The sequence below is a fragment of the Prevotella sp. S7-1-8 genome, from assembly GCF_000758925.1.
GTDB lineage: Bacteria > Bacteroidota > Bacteroidia > Bacteroidales > Bacteroidaceae > Prevotella.
The window spans coordinates 28,883-51,259 of the sequence record NZ_JRNC01000026.1; the positions used below are offsets into that span (position 1 = coordinate 28,883).

Below are 22,377 nucleotides of genomic sequence, written 5' to 3' on the forward strand. Positions count from 1 at the left end.
TAACTATCTAATCACAAATAATAGGTATATTTGCTTACCGGTTCTAACAAGAACATTATGAAGATTGGATTATTTATACCTTGTTATGTAGATGCCCTATTCCCCGAAGCGGGTATCGCCACCTACAAACTTTTGCGGCATTTAAATCTTGACGTGGTGTATCCCGAGCGGCAAACCTGCTGCGGACAGCCCATGGCCAACGCTGGTTTTGAGCGCATGGCCGTGCCGTTGGCGCGCAAATATGGCGACATGTTTAACGGCGTGGACTATGTGGTCATGCCATCAGCGTCGTGCGCCGCCTACGTGCGCAATTTCTATCCCAAACTGCTCAACACTGGCGAGCGCACATGCGCCGGCGCGCGAAACACCATGGATATCGTGGAGTTCCTGCACGACGTGATGAAGGTGAGATCGCTTCCCGGCAGTTTTCCCCACGTGGTGAGCGTGCACAACAGTTGCCACGGCGTGAGAGAGCTTGGGCTGTCGTCGCCCTCGGAGCGTAACGTTCCACCTTACAACAAAATCATCGACCTGCTGAAGCTCAAGCAGGGCATTGACATTCGCCAGCCAGAACGACCCGACGAGTGCTGCGGTTTTGGTGGCATGTTCGCCGTGGAAGAGGCCGACGTGTCTATCCGCATGGGCACGGACAAGATAGACAGGCACATGGCCACGGGCGCGGAATATGTCACCGCCCCCGACTCCTCGTGCCTCATGCACATGGCCGGGCTGGCCAAGCGGCAACATAAAAACATCAAATTCATCCACGTTTCACAAATATTGGCCGAAGGCCTTTAAGCTATCACACATTGACTACCATACACGCACAACGGGCGCGGCAACAGCTGCAAGACCCTGAGAAAATTTCACGCCACGACCAGACTTTCTGGTTGATGCGCGCCAACAGAGACCACGTGGCCCAACAACTGCCCGAATGGGAGTCGTTGCGGGAACATGCCTCCGCCATCAAACGTCACACCATCACCCATCTGGCCGACTATCTGGAGATGTTCTCCAAACAGTTGGAGAGCCGAGGGGTCATCGTGCACTGGGCCCAAGACGCCCAAGAGCTGAACGAGATGGTGTATGGCATACTCGAGACCCACAAGGTGAGCAAACTGGTCAAGTCCAAGTCCATGCTCACTGAGGAGTGCCAACTGAACCCTTACCTTGAGGCACGCGGCATAGACGTGGTGGAGAGCGACCTCGGGGAGCGCATACTCCAACTGCTGCACAGCAAGCCCGCGCACATCGTCGTGCCCGCCATACACATCACCCGGCAACAGGTGGCCAAGCTGTTCGAGGAGCGTGGCATCTCTGCCGACAAGGGGAACGACGACCCCACCTATCTCACCTATTGCGCACGCAAGAACCTGCGCGGCGAGTTCATGCAGGCGCAAGCCGGCCTGACGGGCGCCAACTTTGGCGTGGCCAAGACCGGCGACATCGTGGTATGCACCAACGAGGGCAACGCCGACATGACAACGTCCATGCCCAAGCTGCACATCGTGACCATGGGCATAGAGAAATTGGTGCCCGACTACGCCTCCTTGGCGGTGTTCCAACGCCTGCTGTGCCGCAGCGGCACAGGGCAGCCCACCACGTCGTTCACGTCGCATTTCAGGCAGGCTCGACCCGGCGGAGAGATGCACGTGGTGCTATTGGACAACGGACGGAGCGAAATGCTCGCCAACGCCAAGCACTGGGAGACGCTCAAGTGCATCAGATGCGGCGCATGCATGAACACCTGCCCGGTGTATCGCAGGTCTACGGGAGCGAGCTACACCTATTTTATTCCCGGGCCCATCGGCATAGACATGGGCATGCTCAAAGACCCCGCAAAATACTGCGACAACGTATCGGCATGCTCGCTATGCTTGAGTTGCGACAACGTGTGCCCCGTGATGCTCAAGCCCGGGTCGCAAATATACGACTGGCGACAAGACCTTGAGAGCATAGGCAAGGCCGACACGATAAAGAAACTCATGTCGGAGGACATGAGCTTGTTGTTCAATCACCCATCGCTATACACCACGGCGCTGAAAGTGGCGCCGATAGCCAACTATGTCCCCGACTCTATGGTGCACTCGCGCAAGCTCAACGCATGGGGCATAGGGCACGCATTGCCCAAGTTCGCGGGCGAGTCGTTCCATGAATGGTGGAAAAAACATCACGCCAAATAACCACACGCGCACATTATGAGAAAAGAAGACTTGTTAGAAAAAATACGCCAAAACACCACCGAGCAATACGACATGCCCGACATGGAGATTGCCGCCACAACATATCCGGACGTTTACGCCAAATTCGTGGAGACCACAAGAACGGCGGGCGCCAAAGTGGTCGAGGCGCGAAAGACCGACGACCTCAACCAAATGGTGCGCAACTTGTACCCAGACGCGAAAGTGTTCGCGTCCAATTTGCCATTTATCAGCATAGCGCAAAAAAATCCGGACACGGTGCCGGAAGCCTCCGACCTTGACCACACCGACGTGGGCATCGTGCAGGGAACCATCGGGGTGGCGGAGAACGCATGCGTCTGGGTGCCGCAAACCATGAAGGAAAGAGCGGTGTGTTTCATCTCGGAATATCTCGTCATACTGCTTGACAAGCAAAACATCGTGAGCAACATGCACGAGGCATACAAACGCATAGACATGGACCCACGGTATAATTTCGGAACATTCATCAGTGGGCCGTCCAAGACCGCCGACATAGAGCAAGCGCTCGTGATGGGCGCCCAGGCAGCGCGCGGGGTGACGGTGATGATACTCGATTGAGTGGACCGGATGGCATAATTGTCTTGAAAAAATCTGACAAACACTCTAAAACGCCGCGCTTATTTGAAAACGAAAAGACAAATGGCGCGAATACGCCGAAAATGAGGCATGCTTAGCAACCAACTAAAAATCAAAAGGATACAACGATGAGGCCACGTTTTATAGCCGAAAATATCATTTTCATGTTGCCATCAATACCTAATCACATTCCGATTGGGTATTGATGGCAACGCGTTTAACGCCGAATGGTCAAGGCAACAGGCCTTGTTCACACCGCAAATAGGTATCAATGGCGACGATGTTAAGTTCATGCAGCGTTCCAGAAAGTTAAAAAGCATGCAGATTCTTTTATTTTCCTCGCTAAAAGAGCCAATTAGCGCAACACAGTTTTAGTGATTGTTTTTTTACACATCGGCACAGTCTTCTCGCGCGAGAGATGACATGTCACGCCACGATGTCACTGCATGGCAGTTGTCGTGATTAATGAGTTCGGGTATATACACTTGCCCATTGACAACAGCTAACAGTTCCCAGGCCAAGCCAAACGTCACAACTGCCCTTGAAACGTGAAACACCCGGGGAAGCAGGCGGCCAACCCAGACGGCTCGCTCTCGAAGATGCCGAAGAGCGCGCTGCCACTGCCACTCATCTGCGCGTACACCGCGCCCAACTCGTACATTTTGCGCTTGACGGTGGCCAATTGTGGATGGACGCGAAAAACAGTGCGCTCAAAATCGTTGGACAGCTCGGCTTTCCATGTGCTGACAGGCTGGCGCGCGATGTCCCGACAGCATTTACGGGGTTGACGGCAAGCTATGCCGGCAAAGGCCTCGCGCGTGGACACCGCCACGTCCGGTTTGACAATTCCTATATAATGGCCCTTGAGATTGGCGCAAAGATCATCCAATGGCTCCAAAATTTCACCGCGACCCGTGGCAAACGATGGTTGGGCGGCGATGAAAAAAGCGCAATCGGAGCCTAAGCGCGCGGCGTGTCGCTCCATCTCCGGCCGACTGATGTCGAGATGGAAGAGCTCATTCAGCAGGCGTATCATAAAGGCGGCATCGGCCGAGCCGCCACCCAAACCCGCTTGCGAGGGTATGCGCTTGGTTAAAAAGGCTTGCACAGGGGGCAAATCGTGGTGGGCAGCCAACAACCCATAAGCCTTCGCCACAAGGTTGTCCGCCGTGGCACAATCCACGTTGCCGCCCATAACCTTAAGGTCGCAGGGCGAGACCGAGGCAGAAGCCCCGGCTATAGGGTGCACCTCCAGCACGTCGCATAGTGGGACAGGATAAAAAACGGTTTCAAGATTATGGTAGCCATCATCTCGCTTGGAGATGACATTCAGGCCTAAATTTATTTTCGCACAAGGATATACAAGCATGGCAATGTGATATTAGCGTTATATAAATAGGTATGACAGCAAGTGTTAGGTATCATCTATTAAAATACTACATTTTTCCATCTGTCACAAAATTACGTTTTTTTTGCGGGGCTACATACCGAAATTCGCTTTTTTTCATGCTTTAAGGCCTACATTGAACTATTTTTTGTAAATTTGCCACACCAATAAAACAATCATGCCACAAAATAGCAACAATAGCCGTACAGGCAAGTCCACTCGCAAATCGACCGCACCCATAGACCCCACTTTCGCTCATTTACAGCCTCAAGCCACCGACGTGGAAAAGGTGGTGCTGGGAGCGTTGATGATAGACAAGGACGCCTTCTCGGTGGTGGCCGAGACCCTTAGGTCTGAAACATTTTACGAGCCAATACATCAAAAGATATTCACCGCCATACAAACGCTGAACATGAACGAAAGTCCGGTGGATATCATGACCGTGACCAACGAGTTGCAAAAGGAGGGAACGCTCGAGGAAGTTGGCGGCGCGTCATACGTGGTGGACCTCGCTTCGCGTGTGGCATCGTCGGCGCACATAGAATATCACGCCAAGATTTTACAGCAAAAATACTTGGCACGTCAGCTCATCTCATTCGCGAGCATGGTGGAGACCAAGGCTTTCGACGTCACGGTAGACGTGGACGAACTGATGCAAGAGACCGAGGGCAAGCTCTTCGAGCTGTCGCAAAAAAACATGTCTCAAGCGTACACGCAGATAGACCCGGTCATCAGGCAGGCCGTGGAAATAATCCAGAAAGCCTCGGCCACATCCGATGGACTGACGGGAGTGCCATCGGGGTTTACCAAACTGGACGACTTGACCTCTGGATGGCAGAAAAGCGATTTGGTAATCATTGCCGGGCGACCTGCCATGGGTAAAACATCGTTTGCGCTATCTATCGCCAAAAACATAGCCGTGGAATACAAAACTCCCATCGCTTTCTTCTCTCTGGAGATGAACAACGTACAGCTTGTGAACCGCCTCATATCCAACGTCTGCGAGATAGAGGGCAAAAAAATAATGAACGGGCAGCTTGCCCGCGACGAGTGGGAACGCTTGGACAAGAACCTGGCCAAGCTAACAGGCGCGCCCGTCTATATAGATGACACACCGGGCATGTCCATCTTTGAGCTTCGCACCAAGGCCAGACGACTCGTAAGGGAGAAAGGCGTGCAGGTGATCATGATAGACTACTTGCAGCTGATGAACGCCAACGGCATGCGGTTTGGCAACCGTCAGGAGGAGGTGTCAACGATATCGCGCTCGCTCAAAGGCTTGGCCAAGGAACTGGACATACCCATCCTCGCTCTCTCGCAGCTGAACCGAACGGTGGAAAACCGAGAGGGGCTGGAGGGCAAACGCCCCCAACTGAGCGACCTTAGGGAGTCGGGAGCCATAGAGCAAGACGCCGACATGGTGCTCTTCGTGCACCGGCCAGAGTATTATCACATTTATGAGGACGACAAGGGTAACGACTTGCGGGGCAAGGCGCAAATCATTATCGCCAAGCATCGCAAGGGCGCGACGGGCGACGTGCTGCTGGCTTTCCAAGGGCAGTACACGCGATTTGCGAACCCAGAGGACGCCATGCTGGCTCCTTTGCCCTCCAATCTCGGCGGAGGGGAGATTATCAGCTCGCGACTCAACCAAGACGACGACCCACTTGGGGGCGTGCCCATGGACGCCGCATTCTGAGATTGGACGCGAACCAACAGGCGCCCTATGCGCCCAATTATTATTTTCGAGACACTGATGAAATCTTGACATGGACCGGTCATAAAAAAAATACAAGGTTTTTGAGTTTGTTTGCCATGCCAAAACATCAAGATGGGGTCAATGATTTTGCCGCCAAAACAATGTGTGCGTTCATGCGTGGTTGCGTCTTGCCATCTTTAAGATTAATTCTGGGGCATATCGGAGATTCGCGCTTTCACCACCATCGGGATATGCCACGGCATGGCCATCGTGAAAACCGTATCGATTTTTACATGTGAAAAAAAAGCATAAAACGCGCGGCATGCCATGCAAGAAGAATACATTAATAATCAGACATAAAAAAGAAAAATAACGAGTTATTATTTGTTAGTTAACAAAGATTAGCTATATTTGCATGAAAGTTAATAACATACATACCCAAGATGCTCACTATGAGAACATAAACAACATCTTGTAACCTACGAAGCAACAAACGTGAAGGCATTATGAAATATGGATTCATCAAAGTGGCAGCGGCCGTGCCAACAATCAAGGTGGCCGATTGTCAACAAAACGTGGTGGAAATAGAGTCGCTTATCGCCCAGGCCGAAGGTAAAGGAGTGGAGATAATCGTGTTTCCAGAACTGTGTATCACCGGCTATACCTGCCAGGATCTTTTCAGACAGCAATTCTTGTTGGACGCGGCAGAAAACGGCGTGATGCAGTTGCTCGATTTCACGCGACACCTCAACATCATCTCTATCGTGGGACTGCCCGTCGTGGCCGGAGACCTGTTGCTAAACTGCGCGGTTGTGATGCAGAAAGGCAAAATATTGGGCATCGTGCCCAAGACCTACCTGCCCAACTACAACGAGTTTTACGAGAAGCGTTGGTTTGCCTCCTCACAGGTGTTGCGCCCCACCACCCTGCACTTCGCGGGCAGCGTAATCAGGGTGTCATCAGACCCACAACTGTTTCGCACATGCGACGGAGCGGTGTTTGGCGTGGAACTTTGCGAGGATGTGTGGGCGCCGGCGCCACCCAGCAACAACTTGGCCCTGGCGGGGGCCGAACTCATCTTCAACCTATCGGCAAGCACCGAGCAGGCTGGCAAGCACGCCTACCTAAAGAGCCTCGTGGCACAGCAGAGCGCGCGCACCATCACTGGATACGTGTACAGCAGCGCCGGATACGGAGAGAGCACACAAGACGTGGTCTTTGGCGGAACCGCCCTTATCTACGAGAACGGAACACCATTGGCCATTGGCAAGCGATTTGCCATTGAGAGCACCATGCAGGTGGCAGAGGTAGACGTGGAGCGACTACGCGGCGAGCGACGAAACAACACCACCTTCACAAACGCCCAACGAGTGATGATACGCGAGGAAGTGGACTTCATAGACATGGAGATGACATTGCCGCGAGAGTTCACCTTGGATCGCTATGTGGACCCGCATCCTTTCGTACCCAACACCCAGCACATGAAAAAAGCATGCGACGAGATCATGAACATCCAAATGATGGGATTGCAACAACGGCTTAGGCACACTGGCTGCAAGACCGTAATTATCGGCGTGAGTGGCGGTTTGGATTCCACCATGGCACTCTTGGCCTGTGTCAAGGCATTTGACGAGCTGGGCCGAAACCGCAAAGACATCATTGGCGTGACAATGCCTGGGTTTGGCACCACAGGCCGCACATACAACAACGCCACGACATTGATGAGCCAATTGGGTATAACCACACGCGAGATAGACATAACCAAGAGCGTGACACAACATTTTGAGGACATTGGGCAAGACGCCAACGTGCACGACGCCACATACGAAAACGCACAAGCTCGAGAGCGCACGCAGATATTAATGGATTTGGCCAACAAGATGAATGGATTGGTGATAGGCACTGGTGACCTGTCAGAGCTGGCGTTGGGCTGGACTACTTACAACGGAGACCACATGTCCATGTACTCCCTGAACAGCTCCGTGCCCAAGACGCTGATGCAGCACCTTGTAAGCTACGTGGCCGAAACCATGGACGAGAAAACGGCTCGCACGCTACGAGACATCGTGGAAACCCCAATATCGCCGGAACTGACACCGGCCGACAACGAGGGCAACATTAAACAAAAAACAGAGAATATTGTGGGGCCCTACGAGTTGCACGACTTCTTCTTGTTCTATTTCTTACGCTATGGCTTCGGCCCTCGCAAAATATACATGCTGGCGTGCAAGGCATTTGGCAACCAAGCCGCAACGAAAGACCAGCCCGATGCCGGCCGCGTACTTGCCACCCACTATGACGAGGAAACCATAGCGCACTGGATGCAGGTGTTTTTCCGCCGGTTCTTCAGCCAGCAGTTCAAGCGTTCCTGCCTGCCCGATGGTCCAAAAGTTGGCTCGGTGAGCCTCAGCCCCCGTGGCGACTGGCGCATGCCTTCAGACGCAGTCTCAACCATGTGGCTGCGCGAAGTGGAAAACTTGGGCAAAAACACGAAATAGCACAACTATGCAAAAAATCTGCCAATAGTGGCATGGACTACAGCGCGTCACGACCCTTTTATTTAAATGGGTTGCTTGTTGGCGAAAACAGTCATGTTCTTTTGTTTCAACAACGAATTGAACAAATGAAGCGAATCTGATTGTCGGGATCAATGAACGCGGCGTTCACTGTCTTGCTCAGTCCATTCGTTTCAGTTGTTTCATTCGTTGCTCAGCGATATTGCCTTAAATGAAAGAGCCGTATGGAAACATTAAAAGATATTGCGGTTTTAACTTGCAGCCGAACAAAAACAGTACCTTTGCGGCACATTGCACATCAGACGGAGCGACTATAAAAAAGGCAATCTCAAAACTTCAAATCGATGACAAAAAAGCATAAACAAAACATTCACACCTAAGACATACCCTGCCACATAATAAAGAGAGCCGGAATGTGTTTTTATCATCCTTATTATAATCAATGAAAGAAAAATTTTTACGAGCCATTCTTAAATTCGGGAACTTCATACTTGATGAATTTCCATTTATTGTTATTTTCACTTCGTGTTTAGTCTTTAACACGCTGAAAGATTCATTATTAAACTGGGAGGGGGCTTCTAATTTAAAATATTACAGCCTCGCTTTCTTACTATCTGTCATATTTTCTTATATTGCAAGGAAGCATAAAATCATTAAAGTCCTGTTTTATTTGATAATAATTGCCATCTTTGCGGTTAACATGTTCCTTTGGAGGGTTGTTGGAACGCAAATCTCCCCTCTTATCTTCCAGCTAATTGCAGAAACCAACGGAAGAGAATCTGCCGAATTTATCAATGCCTTCGCATTTTCCAAAGGAGCTTTCATAACTTATATTTCTGTTACACTCCTCATAGTTTTAATCATATTTCTTGAAAAGAAATGGAAAAAGATAAAAGAAAAAGAATGGTTACAAAAAAGATATACAACCACCATACTTGGCAGTCTTTCAGCTTTCTTGGTTTTAACAGGAATATACAACACCAAAATATATTATACGTTGTGTCAATGTCAGACTTATGCGGATTTTGAAAAATGGGTAACAGAAAACCTTCCATTCCCCATGGATTCGTTTACGTCGATTGTTTATTGTACCCATGCTCTCAACGCAACTAAAAATGAAATAAAAACAGCTGTAAATTTAGCCAAAGACACTTACCGTCAGCCTGTAACTGATGAAATAAACGATTCTATAAATATTATTTATATACTTGGAGAATCTTTCATAAAATCACACGCCTCACTTTATGGATATAAATTGAAGACAACTCCATTCATGGACGCAGAGCAAAAAAAAGGTAACCTTGTGGCATTTAGTGATGTCGTGGCGCCATTTAATTCGACGACCTTAGTAGAGAAAAACACATTTTGTTGTAATAGCTTAAGCGACGGCGAAGAATGGTGCCAAACTCCTTATTTCCCCATTCTTTTTAAAAAAGCAGGTTATCAAGTTACAATGTGGGACATTCAAAGAGATTATAACAAAAATGCGTTCTATACCTTCTCGGTTAATTCTTTTATCTATAATAAAGAAATACAAAAGTACGCATACTCTTACACGTCGGATAAAAATTTCTTGTACGATGGCGAATTGGTAGATGATTTCTTTAAGAGCAAAGCAAGCAGATTAGAAAAGAAAAACCTTTTGATTTTCCATCTTTTAGGGCAACATGTCGGTGCGAGCGACAGGTATCCGCATACCAAATATTTCTCAAAATTCTCTTACAAGGATATAAATCGCGATGAAAGCTACATGACAAAAGATAAAAAGCAGGATGTCGCAGAATATGACAACGCTACCTCTTATAACGATTATGTCATCAAGAAGATAGTTGAAAGGTATGCCGACAAGAACACCGTCATGATTTATTTCTCAGACCATGGAGACGAGATATACGATTACAGAGATTCAAAAGGAAGAAACGCAGGAAGTAGCGGAGTTACCCCCAACTTAGTAAAGTATCAATACGAAGTGCCTTTTGTCATTTGGTTCTCAAATCCGTTTATGGAAAAATACCCCAATTTGGTTAAAAGCATAAGAGAATCAAAAGATAAACCATTCATGACTGACAATGTTTGTCAGATTTTATTCCACATCGTAGGAATGAGAACAAAATGGTATAAAGCAGACAGAGACCTGATAAGTCCACGTTACGTTGCAAAAAAACGAATGATTGTAGGCAAAGATTATGACAAGTTTGTAAAAAACAGATAAAAGTATGGCAATATCAGAAACCTATAATACCTCTGCGCCTAACGATGGAATTGTATCTTTTGGAAGTATTAACAGGTCAAAAAAAACATTGCCATGCACCACGGCTCTTTCATTCGCTTCATTCATCGTTCAACAACATCGCCCTTAAATGAAAGAGCCGTGACAGTACACAAACACAGAAATCCATTGAAAGAGAGGAAAGCAGGCGGTTGGATTGGCATGAGAAATCCAACTTGCCTGACTTTTTCGACACCCCCAAGCAGCTCCATAGTCCCCCTGCAACACCATGCGTCCTCTCCTCCATGATTTATTTATGAAGCTACATTTTAATAAGGTATAAATCAACATATTTTTATTTTTATATTATTTATTGCGAGTTTTTGGTGATTCATGCGAAAAATGTTCATATTTTAATAATTTTGTAACATTCGAAAGAATCTTTTTTATTAATTTTGCACTCACAAGGTATTATTGGGAAATACCTCAACATTATTTAATTTAAAATTTATAAATCTTATGCAGAAGAGATTGTTATTTCTGGTGGCAATGGTATTGATGTTCACCACATCGGCCATGGCGCAGATCACAACATCCGGTATTAATGGCAAGGTTACGGCCGATAACGAAGGTGTAATCGGCGCTACCGTTGAGGCCGTGCACACACCGTCGGGCACGCGATACATGGCCGTCACCAATACCAAAGGTATGTTTACCATCAACGGTATGCGCGTGGGCGGCCCGTACGAAGTGAAAATATCGTACATCGGCTATCAAACCAAAGAAGTGAAGGACATTACGCTCCAGTTGGCACAAACGTACAGGCTGAACGTGTCACTCACAGAAGACGCAAAGCAGCTCGGCGAGGTGGTGATTTCGGCTAAGGGCACCAAGTTTACCACAGAGAAGACAGGCGCCTCGACCAACATCTCAAACACGATGATGCAAAACATGCCCACCGTGAGCCGTAGCATTACCGACTTCACGCGGCTTTCACCTTATGGCGGCAACGGCATGAGCTTCGGCGGAACGGATGGTCGCACGGCGAACTTCACCGTGGATGGAGCCGACTTTAACAACAACTTCGGCCTGTCGAGCGCACTGCCCGGTGGCGGCAATCCCATCTCCATCGACGCCATTGAGGAGATGCAAGTGGTGGTATCGCCGTTTGACGTGCGACAAACCAACTTTATAGGTGGCGGCGTGAACGCCATTACCAAGTCTGGTACCAACACGTTCAAAGGCACAGCCTATACCTATCACCGCAATGAGCAAATGCGTGGCGACGCCATCAATAACACCCAGATACTCGGCGCAAGGGAGAAAGACCGCAGCACCACTTATGGTTTCACGCTTGGCGGCCCCATTATGAAAGACAAACTCTTCTTCTTCCTCAATGGAGAAATGGTTGAAACACCCAAGGTGGCCAATCGCTGGCGAGCCTCTGAAAATGGCGTTATGGACGCAGACAACTATCAGTCGCGCACCACGGTGAAAGATTTGGAGACCGTTTCCAAATTTGTGAAAGACAAATACGGCTACGACACAGGGTCATACAGTAGTTTTCCGGGCGAAGAATCAAACTATAAAATTTTGGCTCGATTGGACTGGAATATCAACACCATGAACCACTTGGCCCTGCGTTACAACTACACCAAGAACCGTCAATGGAGCGCACCCAACGCATCCTCGATGGATGGAGGCTCGAGATCGCCCTACGCCCGACTCTCACAATATGCCATGTCATTCGCCAATACAATGTATGCAAAAGACGGTATCGTAAAAACCATATCGTTAGACCTGAACAGCAGAATTAACAACAACCTCTCCAACCAATTTCTCGCAACTTACTCCAAACTCGATGACGTACGCTATTCCAACTCGTCGGAGTTCCCATTCATTGACATACTTGATGGCAAGGGCGTGAACTATATGGCTTTGGGGTACGAGCTCTTTACATGGAACAACGCGGTACACAACAACGTCTGGAACGCAAAAGACGATATTACCTATTACACTGGCAACCACAAGATCATGGCCGGATTGAGCTACGAGCATCAAATGGCCGACAACCAATACATGCGTAGCGGAACTGGCTACTACCGTTATAAAACATTGGATGATTTCTTGAATGGCGCCGCTCCCGAGATCGTGAACCTTACATATGGATACAATGGCGAATCTTCGCCAGCGGCACGTGTTATCTATAACAAGTTGGGCGTATACGTGCAAGACGAATGGCAAGCCACCGACAAGTTCAAACTGACCTACGGCCTGCGCATGGACGGCATGTTCTTTGACAACTCCAACCTGATGACCAACAATGCCATCAAGAAACTTGACTACTTTGGTCAGCACATTGATACCGGCAAATGGCCTGATAACAACGTGACGCTATCCCCGCGCGTAGGTTTCACCTATGACGTGCTCGGCAACGAGCGCTTGAAAGTGCGTGGCGGTACGGGCTTGTTCTGCGGTCGCCTGCCCTTGGTGTTCTTCACCAACATGCCAACCAACAGCGGCATGGTACAATACCAAGCTCAAATCAACGCTGCCGAGGCCAAGAAAATGGGCTTCAGCATGGACACTTTCGCTGGCGGATTGGTAACAGACGCCAATGGCAAGCCCACTGTCGCAGCGCTACAGGGCAAACTTAAAGAATTGGGCTATCCCATGACAATAGACCCAACAAAAGGTACCGTGCCTCGCTCCATATGCGGCGTCAACCCAAAATTCAAGATGCCGCAGATTTGGAAAACCTCGTTGGCTGTCGATTACGCCATCCCCGTGTCATTCCCATTGAACGTGACGGTAGAGGGCATTCTCAACAAAAATATCTACTCCGCCGTATTAAGAGACTGGAGCGTTCCCTATGTGGGTGGCTTCGCACGCTTCAATGGCGCGGACAACCGCCCTATCTACCCTGTTGGTTTTGCCGTGAACAGCCCCGCATACATGCTCGAGAATACACAAAAAGGATATGGATGGATGTTTAACCTGAGCGTGAACGCACGTCCATTCGATTGGATGGAACTTATGATGGCCTACACACACACGGCTGCCAAAGAGTTAACGAGCCTGCCAGGAGCCAACGCGTCATCAGTGTTGAACTATATGTCCACGGTGACCGGACCTAACTTCGTGAGACTGCACAACGCACAAGACGTGACACCCGATCGCCTAATCGCTTCGCTTAACATAAACGACAAGAGTGGAAACCATTACAGCTTCATTTACGAGGGTCGACGCGGCACATACAACTACTCGTTCATGACAGTGAACGACATGAACGGTGACGGATACAACTATGACGCCATTTACATCCCAACAGACCAGCAAGTGGCTGACAAACAGTTCCGTTTTGTATCTGAAGACGACAAGACCCGTTTCATGGACTACGTTCATAACAATAGCTATCTGAAAAATCACCAGGGCGAATATACTGAGGCATACAGCTTATACTCTCCATGGGTTCACCGTATCGATCTCGGTTACAAGCACGATTTCAAGGTAAATGTAGGACAAACCAAGCACTTGCTGCAGCTCAGCTTTGACATGAAAAACGTGCTCAACTTCTTCAACTCAAGTTGGGGCGTGGCCAAAATTTTCAATCCTGAAATCGCGGGCGACCCACGTATATTGAAGTACGAGGGCGTGGATGCCGATGGCTATGCCACATTCTCCACTCCCACTGCCATAAATAAAAATGCTAAGACATGGGCTCCCAACCATAATCTCGGCCAATGCTGGTACGCATCTGTGGGTATTAAGTACATGTTCAACTAATAAAACGCCAAATTAACATGAAATTAAAATATATCATACCGTCATTTGTGGCCCTGCTCATCCTGATAGCAGGATGCAACGATGTGGACTATAACTTTGGGCTGTCAAAGGTTCAGCTCTCAACTTCTTACGTGACTATTCCGCAGGACGGTGGCTCCACAACTATCACCATCAATGCCAACGACGAGTGGAGCATTGACACAACTGGCACCACCAAATGGCTAAACGTGTCGCCCATTAAAGGAAGCGCTGGCAAAACAAAGGTTACTTTCACCTCGCCCAAATCTTTGGACGGGCACCTCGCTGACTTGATTGTCACATGTGGAGACCAGAAGCAACACCTGAATGTGATGCAAGGATTGCCCAAGCCCAAGCCAGCCACATGCAACGAGGTTAACACCGGTATTGATGGCAAAACCTATATGGTAACTGGTGTTGTCGGTAAAATAGAGAATGAGGAATGGGGTAACTACTGGCTCAAGGATGCCACAGGCAGCCTTTACATATATGGCACATTGAATAAAAAAGCCGAACGAAGGAAGTTTAAAACACTTGGAATAGAATCTGGAGACGAAATCACGGTGCAAGGCCAGAGGGGCACTTACAAAGGCGTGCCACAATTAAAAGAGGTTATGGTCGTGAAGATCAACAAATCCCTAATCAAAGTTGACTCCGTCAAGAACGCCCAACTGCCATTGGAGGGCGGAGAATTTGTGGCATACATCACTTGCAAAGGTCTGGGCGTATCGGTTGACATACCTAATGACGCCAAGCAATGGCTTTCCATATCGTCTATCAAGACCAAGGGCAAGAACGCGGTGGTGACATTCAAGGCAGCCGCAAACACTGGTGGCGACCGAAAGACATCCATCACTTTCCATACCACGGATGGGAAAAAAGATTATGTATCGGAAGCCATGCTTACGCAAAAGGGCGTCATCGTTCCCGCAACCATAGCCGAATTTCTTGCCGCCAAAGTAGGTGACAAGCAATATCGGGTGTCGGGCATCATCACAAAAGTCGTTAATACCAAGTACGGTAACTTCTACATCAAGGACTTTTCTGGCGAGACCTTTGTTTACGGATTAGCCAACTTTGTCAAAAAAGGCTACAAAGAGGGCGACATCGTCACCTTGGTGGGTAAACGATCGGAGCACAATGGCAAAGCCCAAATGAAAGGCGCCGTCGCGGAGAAGCATGTGGCGGTTGGCAATGCCACTGTCGCCGAACTATTGGCCAAGGCGGACAATAACGCGTCTTACTTCAAGGTGACGGGCAAAATCACCAAAATTGCCAATCCCGACTATGGCAACATGACCATCAAAGACGAGACTGGCGAGATATTCCTTTATGGCCTACTACCCTACTTTGGCGCTACAGGCGACGCGCGTAAAGGTTTGGTTAAAAAAGCAGGACTGAAAGAAGGCGACGCGCTCACCGTAATCGGCTATAAGACATCGCACAATGACAAGCCACAACTTGGCGGTAGCGTATACGTAAGCCACAAGGCTTCAGAATAAATTCAAGAAACGCAAAATCAATGGGGCATGTCAAAATTGTTGACATGCCCCTTTTGTTTTTAAGTGTAAACAATAGCCTCGGTTCGAGCCAAGCCCATCACAACCTTGACAAATCAGGCGTAATGTTCCTTGTCAGGGTCACGCGCGTGACAATACGTCCACCTCTATCATGAGGGGGGGCAAGATCAATATAAAAGATATTGCTTAATACAACGCCAACAGTTTAGCGTTTGCGTTCAAAACGTTCTTGCGTTTTTTTGTGTCGCGCGCATGCATCTTTCAGCTGGCAGCCGTCGCACGCGGAATTAGGTTTGGCGATGGCGCGACAAACGTGGTAAATTGCCATACCAACGCATACGGCAACTATGCTAATTATGATAATATATTGTATGGTCATAAAAAAAACTATAACATAAAAAGCATAAGCAAAAAAAAGTACCGTATCTTAAGAAGACTGACAACTTTCGCCATCAAATTATTCCAATTTTACAAAGATAATGTTTATATTGGAAAGCGCCTAAAAATGGGAAAAAGATTTGTTACAGTTGTTTTTTTTTAACGATTAAGGAACCGTTGAGCGTAACTATTCAGCAACAGCCATACGCCATATACCGTCCCGCAATGACAGGATGGCGATGACAGCGTTGAGTTGTGACCGGTGATATGCCGCCAGGCACACAAGGGTTGTTTGTCGGCGTGAAAAACGGCCAACATTGGATCTTACATTACAAACAAGCATAGAATATCTCAAAAAGAATGGGCTATAGCCTCAACGAAACCATATGGCGTGTTGGAATTTGGCGCCGAACGAAGTGAAAAAAGAGTGAAAAGATATTGACAAACGGTCGCTCGTGTTTCGATTATTCTCAAAATAGTAAGGTGACGAACGAAAATACGGCAGTTTTGAGAGTTTTCTGTAACGTTCTATGAACCAGAAATTTGTGGGGACAATGCAGAAATATAGGCCAAATAGTTTTTCTTTGCTGTAGTGATTAGTGCTTAATGGCTGTGTGATTACCGCTTTGACACGATGCGTTCCAAGCCTCATCGCAACGCCATTACATCCTAAACACAACGCCATAAGATACCAATGGCGTAACGACATTGTAAACATAGGGGCATCCAAGCAAAACAAAGGCAAAATTTCAAGTCATTTTTCTGCAGGATGGCCATCATGGAGCGCGCAAGTTTTAGACAATTTAGTTTACAAAAGGCGCATGGGCATCTTGGCGTCCTAAACATCAATGACCAATCCCTCGTTTGCCAAAACCGTATGAGGGAATATCTCTTGCGCCTCTTGCAAAAGCACTTTCTCGTCTTCGTAACGCGCGCTGAAATGCCCCAGCACGAGTTTGCCGGCGCATGCGTCGCGCGCCACCATGGCCGCTTGCGCGGCCGTGGAGTGATAGTAGAGCTTGGCGCGTTCCGCCAAACCGCTGTCATAAGTGGCCTCGTGGTATATCGTCGTGCCCCCCTTTACCACCTGCCAGAGCCGTGGCATATAGCGCGTGTCGCTACAATAGGCATAACCGCGCGGCTGATCGGATGGCGACACCAGTCGGTCATGGGGTATGATCTCGCCGTCCGGAGTGACCCAGTCGGCGCCGTTTTTGATATTGGCGATTTGGCTCACAGGTATATTGTAAAAGTCTATCATGTCGCGACGAATGTGCGGCAACATGGGGCTCTCCCTGAAAAGATAGCCACAGCATGGTATGCGGTGCTGCAACGGGATGGTCTCCACGGTAACGCTGCGGTCTTGATAGACGACAAGTTGACGCTCCGTCTCCACCGCGTGAAACACCACGTTAAATTCGAGGCCGGCGCAAAACAGTTTTATCATGGCGTCGAGCATGGGCCCCAAGTCGGCCGGCGCGTACACATGGAGTGGCGCCGTGCGCCCAAGCATGCCAAAAGTGGAAATGAGCCCTATCAGCCCAAAGCAATGGTCGCCATGCAGGTGGGATATGAAGATGGCTTGTATCTTTGCGAAACCCACATGCGCCCGGCGCAATTGCACCTGCGTGCCCTCGCCGCAATCCACCATGAAAAATTTTCCGCGCACCTCCACCACTTGCGAAGAGGCGTTATGTTTCAGCGTAGGCGTGGCGCTTCCACAACCAAGGATATGTATCTTGAAAGGTTCCATACGGGCGCTCAAGGCACAAATGGCGTCATGGCCGCTTGAAAGTGAAGATGCCCTGCTTGTTTTCAAGGTAGAGCGAGTCTTTTCCAAGCTTCACGATATCAAAGGTGTCCTTGTTTAACAACAGTTGTCCGTTCAGTATTTTCCAGCTGGTCCAAGGATTTGACTCGGCCTTGACATTCGACCTGACGGTGCCATCTTCGAGGATGTCAAAGTTTTTGTCCAAGCTTATCCACTTGCCAAGGAGCGTGGTGATATTGACCACTTTCTTGGCCACCCGCTCGTTATCCGGGCCCTTGCCCTCTATCACCGCGAGCCTGTCGCCCACCAACAAGCCTCCCTGCACGTCTTGCTGGCCGTCCGCGCTCTCAAGAATCATGTATTGCAGGCTGTCGCCCGCGTCGGTGATAAGTTCCAAAGAGTGCATGGCCGTGCCCTCGCCGCATGTGCCATAGACGGTGGTGTCTATCGCGGCGTTGTCCGCTTGGAGCGTATCGGCAGGCTTCCGGGCGTTTTTTTTGGAGCCAAATTGGCAACTCCCTAACGCGAATAACGCCCCAAACAAAATTGCGGCAAAACTAAATTTTGCCTTAAAATAATATGTTCTCATATCTCGTCATTGTTATTTTCATGCAGTTTGGCCTCATTCCAGAGAGTGTCCATCTCCGCCAATGTCACCTCTCCCATCTGTCGCCCCGAGGCCTTCACCTTGCGCTCCACATAGTTGAACCGGCTGACAAACTTGCGATTGGTACGCTCCAAGGCGTTGTCAGGGTTAAGATGGTATAGCCGCGCCGCGTTGACAACGCTGAAAATGAAGTCGCCAAGCTCGCTCTCCGATCGCTCCGCGTCCTCTTTGCCCAGTTCCGTTTCCAACTCGCTAAGCTCCTCGCGCACCTTATCCCACACGTCCTCGCGTTTTTCCCAGTCGAAGCCCACATTGCGAGCCTTGTCCTGAATGCGGTACGCTTTGATCATCGATGGCAAGGCTTGGGGCACGCCGCTCAGCACGCTCGCGTTGCCATCGCGCTCTCGCTGCTTGACTTGCTCCCACGTTCGCTCCACCTGCCCGGCAGTCTCCGGAGTGTCGCCTGTCGCGGTCTCGTCAGCCTTGTAGACCACTTGGCCTTGGCCGTTGATTTTCATGTCAGGATTGGAAACGCCGAAAGGCTCATTGTCTATTCCCCAATCACCACTTGACTCGCGCCAGTCTATAAACGGATGGCGAAACATTAGTTTGTCGGCTTCGTGGTCGCAGACATCGGCTATGTCGAACGAACGGCTCTCGTCGCCTATGAGCGAGTAGAACATGACATGCTCCATCACGTCGCCGAGCTCTTTCATAATCTCCCGGCTATCGTGCTTGGACAGCGCGTCGGCAAGTTCGTAAACCTCCTCGATAGTGTTGGGCCTAAGGCTGTCCAAAGTTTGCTTTCTGTCCCAAGGACATTCTTTGCGCAAGCGGTATTGCACGTCGAGCAGCCGTCCGAAAGCTGCCAACATTTCTTCTCGTGTATGCACTTTAAGTATCTTTTTAATGCAAAGTTACGGCTTTTAGGTGGATAATTCGTAACTTTGCATTGTTTTTATACGAATAAATCAGATACATAAGACGTTCATCAATGGAAATAGCAAGCAAGTATGACCCTCAAGAGGTAGAGTCAAAATGGTATGAGTATTGGCTAAAGAATAAACTTTTCAGTTCCAAGCCCGACGGGCGCGAGCCTTACACCGTCGTCATTCCGCCTCCCAACGTCACAGGCGTGCTTCACATGGGACACATGCTGAACAATACGATACAAGACATTTTGGTGCGCAGGGCGCGCATGGAGGGCAAGAACGCTTGCTGGGTTCCCGGCACGGACCATGCCTCTATCGCCACCGAGGCCAAGGTGGTGGGCAAGCTCGCGCAACAGGGCATCAAAAAAACCGATATCTCTCGCGACGAGTTTCTGAAGCACGCGTGGGAGTGGACGCATGAGCACGGTGGCATAATATTGAAGCAACTGCGAAAGTTGGGATGCTCGTGCGATTGGGACCGTACAGCTTTTACCATGGACGAGACACGCTCGGAAAGTGTCATCAATGTATTTGTGGACTTATATAAGAAAGGGTTGATATATCGTGGCGTGCGTATGGTGAACTGGGATCCGCAGGCGCAAACGGCCCTCTCTGACGAGGAAGTAATCTATAAAGATGAGCATTCCAAGCTGTTCTATTTGAAATACTATGTCGCCCAAGAGGACCAAGCCAGCGTGAAACGGCTCGACGAAGGTAACGTGATACACCAAGACGGCAAGGGATATTACGCCGTGGTGGCCACCACACGGCCCGAGACCATCATGGGCGACACGGCTATGTGCATCAATCCGGACGACATCAAGAACACTTGGCTACGTGGCAAGCACGTGGTGGTGCCTTTGGTGAATCGCGTCATTCAAGTGATCGAAGATGATTATGTGGACATTCAGTTTGGAACAGGGTGCCTCAAGGTGACCCCAGCGCACGACACCAACGACCATGCCTTGGGATTGAAGCACGGATTGGAGACCATCGATATCTTTAACGATGACGGCACTATCTCCGAGGCGGCCGGCCTCTACGTAGGGCAAGACCGCATGGAGGTGAGAGAGCAAATCTCAAAGGACCTTCAGGCAGCCCAACTGATGGAAAAGATAGAGGACTACGACAACAAGGTGGGTTTCTCGGAGCGCACCAAGGTGCCCATAGAGCCCAAACTCTCGACGCAGTGGTTTCTCAAGATGGGTCATTTCGCCGACATCGCCCTCGAGCCGGTGATGAGCGACGAGATAGAGTTTTATCCCAAGAAATACAAAAACACCTATCGCCATTGGCTTGAGAACATCAAGGATTGGTGCATCTCAAGGCAGTTGTGGTGGGGGCATCGCATACCGGCTTACCATTTCAAGGACGCGTCGGGCAAAAACGCGTTCGTGGTGGCCAAGAGCGCGGAGGAGGCCTTGGAGCAAGCCAAGAGGCAAAACCCGGCGCTGACGGCCAATGACTTGACGCAAGAGAGCGACTGTCTTGACACATGGTTCTCGTCTTGGTTGTGGCCTATCTCGGTGTTTGACGGCATAAATCATCCGGACAACGAGGAGATAAAATACTATTATCCAACCTCAGACTTGGTGACCGGCCCAGACATAATCTTCTTCTGGGTGGCCCGAATGATCATGGCAGGCTATGAGTATCGAGGCACTTTCCCATTCAAGCACGTTTACTTCACGGGTATTGTGCGAGACAATCTCGGCCGCAAAATGAGCAAGAGCCTTGGCAACTCGCCCGACCCATTGAAGCTCATCGATAAATATGGAGCCGATGGCGTGCGCATGGGCATGATGCTCTCGGCGCCCGCCGGCAATGACATACTGTTCGATGAAACGCTTTGCGAACAGGGCAGAAACTTCAACAACAAGATATGGAACGCCTTTCGATTGGTGCGTGGATGGCAGGCCGCCGACATGGAACAGCCCAAGGCGTGCAACCTCGCGGTGGCATGGTTTGACGCAAAGTTGCGAGAAGCGAACGCCACGCTGGCCGACCAATTCAAAAATTACCGCATATCCGAGGCACTAATGACCGTGTATCGCTTGTTCTGGGACGAGTTCTCGAGTTGGTATTTGGAAATGGTGAAACCAGAATACGGCAAGCCCATTGACAAGGTGACCTACGAGGCTACATTGGATTTCTTTGAGAACCTGCTCAAAATGCTCCATCCTTTCATGCCCTTTATCACCGAGGAGCTGTGGCAACACATCTTTGACCGCAAAAACGGGGAGAGCGTCATGGACGCCACGATGGCCATAGGCACCCCTCGCCCCACCGACCACGACCTGTGCGCTGACATGGAATGTGTGAAACAAGTGGTTTCGGGGGTGCGCACCGTGCGAAACCAGAAGAACATAGCGCAAAAAGAACGGCTCGAGCTGCAGGCTGTGGGGCGCAACCATTACGAGGCCTACAACAGCGTTATCGCCAAGATGGGAAACGTGAGCGACATCAAAGTGGTGAGCGACAAAGCCGCGGACAGCAGCGCTTTCATGGTAGGCACACACGAGTTTGCCGTGCCAGTAGGCAACCTTATAGACGTGAACGCCGAGATTGAGAAACAGGAAAAAGAACTGAAACACTTGGAAGGGTTCCTAATGGGCATCAAGAAAAAACTGGCTAACGACAAGTTTGTGGCTCACGCCCCTGCCGATGTAGTGGCGCGCGAACGCAAGAAACAAAGCGACTCGGAGAAGAAAATAGCAATGCTTAAAGAGTCGATCGCGGCCCTTGAAAAAGCATGA

At 49.5% G+C, this 22,377-nt stretch carries 13 protein-coding genes; 9 read left to right on the forward strand and 4 right to left on the reverse strand.

The features are described from left to right. Nucleotides 1–57 precede the first annotated feature (57 nt). The 3 genes from HMPREF1640_RS04115 to HMPREF1640_RS04125 are packed head-to-tail and all read left to right on the forward strand — an operon-like array spanning nucleotide 58 to nucleotide 2,780. Entirely contained in the window at nucleotides 58–798 is a 741-nt protein-coding gene (locus HMPREF1640_RS04115) for a (Fe-S)-binding protein (protein ID WP_036892673.1), read from the forward strand. 11 nt (nucleotides 799–809) lie between these two features. Further along, a complete protein-coding gene (locus HMPREF1640_RS04120; RefSeq protein ID WP_036892675.1) occupies nucleotides 810–2,183 on the forward strand; it encodes a lactate utilization protein B in 1,374 nt (457 codons plus the stop codon). 15 nt (nucleotides 2,184–2,198) lie between these two features. Continuing rightward, complete coding sequence (locus HMPREF1640_RS04125; protein ID WP_036892676.1) at nucleotides 2,199–2,780, forward strand: LUD domain-containing protein; 582 nt, start codon at nucleotides 2,199–2,201, stop codon at nucleotides 2,778–2,780. Between the two features lie 547 nt (nucleotides 2,781–3,327). Here HMPREF1640_RS04125 and ispE read toward each other — a convergent pair. Next, entirely contained in the window at nucleotides 3,328–4,167 is an 840-nt protein-coding gene (ispE, locus tag HMPREF1640_RS04135; RefSeq protein ID WP_036892678.1) for a 4-(cytidine 5'-diphospho)-2-C-methyl-D-erythritol kinase, read from the reverse strand. Between the two features lie 196 nt (nucleotides 4,168–4,363). On the opposite strand from ispE, the gene dnaB reads away from it, so the two are divergent. The 5 genes from dnaB (at nucleotide 4,364) to HMPREF1640_RS04165 (ending at nucleotide 15,915) form a co-directional block, all read left to right on the forward strand. After that, the gene (dnaB, locus tag HMPREF1640_RS04140; protein ID WP_036892679.1) at nucleotides 4,364–5,884 is read left to right on the forward strand and encodes a replicative DNA helicase; all 1,521 of its coding nucleotides are present in this window, start codon (nucleotides 4,364–4,366) and stop codon (nucleotides 5,882–5,884) included. A gap of 506 nt (nucleotides 5,885–6,390) precedes the next feature. Continuing rightward, a complete protein-coding gene (locus HMPREF1640_RS04150) occupies nucleotides 6,391–8,382 on the forward strand; it encodes an NAD(+) synthase (RefSeq protein ID WP_036892681.1) in 1,992 nt (663 codons plus the stop codon). 460 nt (nucleotides 8,383–8,842) lie between these two features. Then, the gene (locus HMPREF1640_RS04155) at nucleotides 8,843–10,612 is read left to right on the forward strand and encodes a phosphoethanolamine transferase (protein WP_231565830.1); all 1,770 of its coding nucleotides are present in this window, start codon (nucleotides 8,843–8,845) and stop codon (nucleotides 10,610–10,612) included. Nucleotides 10,613–11,128: 516 nt separating this feature from the next. Continuing rightward, entirely contained in the window at nucleotides 11,129–14,395 is a 3,267-nt protein-coding gene (locus HMPREF1640_RS04160) for a TonB-dependent receptor domain-containing protein (protein ID WP_036892684.1), read from the forward strand. A gap of 17 nt (nucleotides 14,396–14,412) precedes the next feature. Continuing rightward, nucleotides 14,413–15,915 (forward strand): BACON domain-containing protein, encoded by a 1,503-nt coding sequence (locus HMPREF1640_RS04165; protein ID WP_036892686.1) that lies wholly within the window; start codon nucleotides 14,413–14,415, stop codon nucleotides 15,913–15,915. Nucleotides 15,916–17,149: 1,234 nt separating this feature from the next. Here the strand turns inward: HMPREF1640_RS04165 and HMPREF1640_RS04175 are convergent. Genes HMPREF1640_RS04175 through HMPREF1640_RS04185 form a run of 3 tightly spaced genes read right to left on the reverse strand, consistent with a single transcriptional unit; the run spans nucleotide 17,150 to nucleotide 19,564 of the window. Continuing rightward, nucleotides 17,150–18,064, reverse strand: coding sequence for a ribonuclease Z (locus tag HMPREF1640_RS04175; RefSeq protein WP_036892691.1), 915 nt, complete (start codon nucleotides 18,062–18,064; stop codon nucleotides 17,150–17,152). 25 nt (nucleotides 18,065–18,089) lie between these two features. Beyond that, nucleotides 18,090–18,671 (reverse strand): hypothetical protein, encoded by a 582-nt coding sequence (locus HMPREF1640_RS04180; RefSeq protein WP_052051696.1) that lies wholly within the window; start codon nucleotides 18,669–18,671, stop codon nucleotides 18,090–18,092. Further along, complete coding sequence (locus tag HMPREF1640_RS04185; RefSeq protein ID WP_197051483.1) at nucleotides 18,668–19,564, reverse strand: YabN family protein; 897 nt, start codon at nucleotides 19,562–19,564, stop codon at nucleotides 18,668–18,670. The genes HMPREF1640_RS04180 and HMPREF1640_RS04185 overlap by 4 nt, the downstream gene beginning before the upstream one ends. Before the next feature lie 119 nt (nucleotides 19,565–19,683). On the opposite strand from HMPREF1640_RS04185, the gene HMPREF1640_RS04190 reads away from it, so the two are divergent. Next, nucleotides 19,684–22,377, forward strand: coding sequence for a valine--tRNA ligase (locus HMPREF1640_RS04190; RefSeq protein WP_036892696.1), 2,694 nt, complete (start codon nucleotides 19,684–19,686; stop codon nucleotides 22,375–22,377).

What these genes read in the sequence shown, in the direction of transcription:
- dnaB (WP_036892679.1), top strand. Translation starts at nt 4,364, where the DNA reads ATGCCACAAAATAGCAACAATAGCCGTACAGGCAAGTCCACTCGCAAA.
- HMPREF1640_RS04180 (WP_052051696.1), bottom strand. Translation starts at nt 18,671, where the DNA reads ATGAGAACATATTATTTTAAGGCAAAATTTAGTTTTGCCGCAATTTTG.
- HMPREF1640_RS04160 (WP_036892684.1), top strand. Translation starts at nt 11,129, where the DNA reads ATGCAGAAGAGATTGTTATTTCTGGTGGCAATGGTATTGATGTTCACC.
- HMPREF1640_RS04125 (WP_036892676.1), top strand. Translation starts at nt 2,199, where the DNA reads ATGAGAAAAGAAGACTTGTTAGAAAAAATACGCCAAAACACCACCGAG.
- ispE (WP_036892678.1), bottom strand. Translation starts at nt 4,167, where the DNA reads ATGCTTGTATATCCTTGTGCGAAAATAAATTTAGGCCTGAATGTCATC.
- HMPREF1640_RS04190 (WP_036892696.1), top strand. Translation starts at nt 19,684, where the DNA reads ATGGAAATAGCAAGCAAGTATGACCCTCAAGAGGTAGAGTCAAAATGG.
- HMPREF1640_RS04175 (WP_036892691.1), bottom strand. Translation starts at nt 18,064, where the DNA reads ATGGAACCTTTCAAGATACATATCCTTGGTTGTGGAAGCGCCACGCCT.
- HMPREF1640_RS04185 (WP_197051483.1), bottom strand. Translation starts at nt 19,564, where the DNA reads ATGTTGGCAGCTTTCGGACGGCTGCTCGACGTGCAATACCGCTTGCGC.
- HMPREF1640_RS04115 (WP_036892673.1), top strand. Translation starts at nt 58, where the DNA reads ATGAAGATTGGATTATTTATACCTTGTTATGTAGATGCCCTATTCCCC.
- HMPREF1640_RS04155 (WP_231565830.1), top strand. Translation starts at nt 8,843, where the DNA reads ATGAAAGAAAAATTTTTACGAGCCATTCTTAAATTCGGGAACTTCATA.
- HMPREF1640_RS04150 (WP_036892681.1), top strand. Translation starts at nt 6,391, where the DNA reads ATGAAATATGGATTCATCAAAGTGGCAGCGGCCGTGCCAACAATCAAG.
- HMPREF1640_RS04165 (WP_036892686.1), top strand. Translation starts at nt 14,413, where the DNA reads ATGAAATTAAAATATATCATACCGTCATTTGTGGCCCTGCTCATCCTG.